The sequence below is a fragment of the Rhizobium esperanzae genome (assembly GCF_014197615.1).
Lineage (GTDB): Bacteria > Pseudomonadota > Alphaproteobacteria > Rhizobiales > Rhizobiaceae > Rhizobium > Rhizobium esperanzae_A.
The window spans coordinates 1-2,109 of sequence record NZ_JACIFY010000047.1; the positions used below are offsets into that span (position 1 = coordinate 1).

A 2,109-nucleotide genomic window follows, 5' to 3' on the forward strand; every position below is an offset into this window, starting at 1 on the left:
ACTCGTTTTCAGGTGGGTTTCCCGCTTAGATGCCTTCAGCGGTTATCCCGTCCATATATAGCTACCCTGCTATGCCCTTGGCAGGACAACAGGTCCACCAGAGATATGTCCATCCCGGTCCTCTCGTACTAGGGACAGATCCTGTCAATATTCCTACACCCACGGCAGATAGGGACCGAACTGTCTCACGACGTTCTGAACCCAGCTCACGTACCGCTTTAATTGGCGAACAGCCAAACCCTTGGGACCTGCTCCAGCCCCAGGATGCGATGAGCCGACATCGAGGTGCCAAACAACCCCGTCGATATGGACTCTTGGGGGTCATCAGCCTGTTATCCCCGGCGTACCTTTTATCCGTTGAGCGATGGCCCTTCCACACGGGACCACCGGATCACTATGACCGACTTTCGTCTCTGCTCGACTTGTCAGTCTCGCAGTCAGGCGGGCTTATGCCATTGCACTCGACGACCGATTTCCGACCGGTCTGAGCCCACCATCGCGCGCCTCCGTTACTCTTTCGGAGGCGACCGCCCCAGTCAAACTACCCACCATACACTGTCCCGGACCCGGATGACGGGCCGCGGTTAGACATCCATGACGATAAGGGTGGTATTTCAAGGATGGCTCCACGGAAACTGGCGTCCCCGCTTCAAAGCCTACCACCTATCCTACACATGCCGACACGAATGCCAGTGTAAAGCTATAGTAAAGGTGCACGGGGTCTTTCCGTCTGACCGCAGGAACCCCGCATCTTCACGGGGAATTCAATTTCACTGAGTCTATGTTGGAGACAGCGGGGAAGTCGTTACGCCATTCGTGCAGGTCGGAACTTACCCGACAAGGAATTTCGCTACCTTAGGACCGTTATAGTTACGGCCGCCGTTTACTGGGGCTTCGATTCAAAGCTTGCACCTCTCCTCTTAACCTTCCAGCACCGGGCAGGCGTCAGACCCTATACGTCGTCTTGCGACTTCGCAGAGCCCTGTGTTTTTGATAAACAGTCGCTACCCCCTGGTCTGTGCCACCCCAAAATACTTGCGTAGATTGGGGTCACGCTTCTTCCGAAGTTACGCGTGCAATTTGCCGAGTTCCTTCAACATAGTTCTCTCAAGCGCCTTGGTATACTCTACCTGACCACCTGTGTCGGTTTCGGGTACGGTCTATACGGTGGAGCTATTTCCTGGAACCGCTCCGCTGCCCTGATAATCCAATAAACCAGAACAACTTGTGCAATCCGTCACTACCACCAGGCCCACGAATATTAACGTGGTTCCCATCGACTACGCATTTCTGCCTCGCCTTAGGGGCCGGCTAACCCTGCTCAGATTAACTTTAAGCAGGAACCCTTGGTCTTTCGGCGAGAGGGTCTCTCACCCTCTTTATCGTTACTCATGTCAACATTCGCACTTCCGATACCTCCAGGAGCCCTCACGGGTCTCCCTTCATCAGCTTACGGAACGCTCCGCTACCACTTGCATTACTGCAAATCCTCAGCTTCGGTGCATGGCTTCAGCCCCGTTACATTTTCGGCGCAAAGACCCTTATTTAGACCAGTGAGCTGTTACGCTTTCTTTAAATGATGGCTGCTTCTAAGCCAACATCCTGGTTGTTTTGGGATCCTCACATCCTTTCCCACTTAGCCATGACTTGGGGACCTTAGCTGGAGGTTAGGGTTGTTGCCCTTTTCACGACGGACGTTAGCACCCGCCGTGTGTCTGCCGAGTAGTACTCCCCGGTATTCGGAGTTTGGTTAGGATCAGTAAGACGGTGAGTCCCCATAGCCCATCCAGTGCTCTACCCCCGGGGGTATTCGCTCGACGCTCTACCTAAATAGATTTCGCGGAGAACCAGCTATTTCCGAGTTTGATTGGCCTTTCACCCCTAGCCACAAGTCATCCCAATCTATTGCAACAGATGCGGGTTCGGTCCTCCAGTTGGTGTTACCCAACCTTCAACCTGCTCATGGCTAGATCACTCGGTTTCGGGTCTAATGCAACAAACTATATCGCCCTATTCAGACTCGCTTTCGCTTCGCCTACACCTACCGGCTTAAGCTTGCTTGTTACACTAAGTCGTTGACCCATTATACAAAAGGTACGCCGTCACCCT

The 2,109-nt window shown here is 53.4% G+C and carries 1 rRNA gene; it reads right to left on the reverse strand.

Annotated features, from left to right (window positions below):
* Positions 1-2,109, reverse strand: a 23S ribosomal RNA gene (locus tag GGD57_RS28940); the annotation flags it as partial.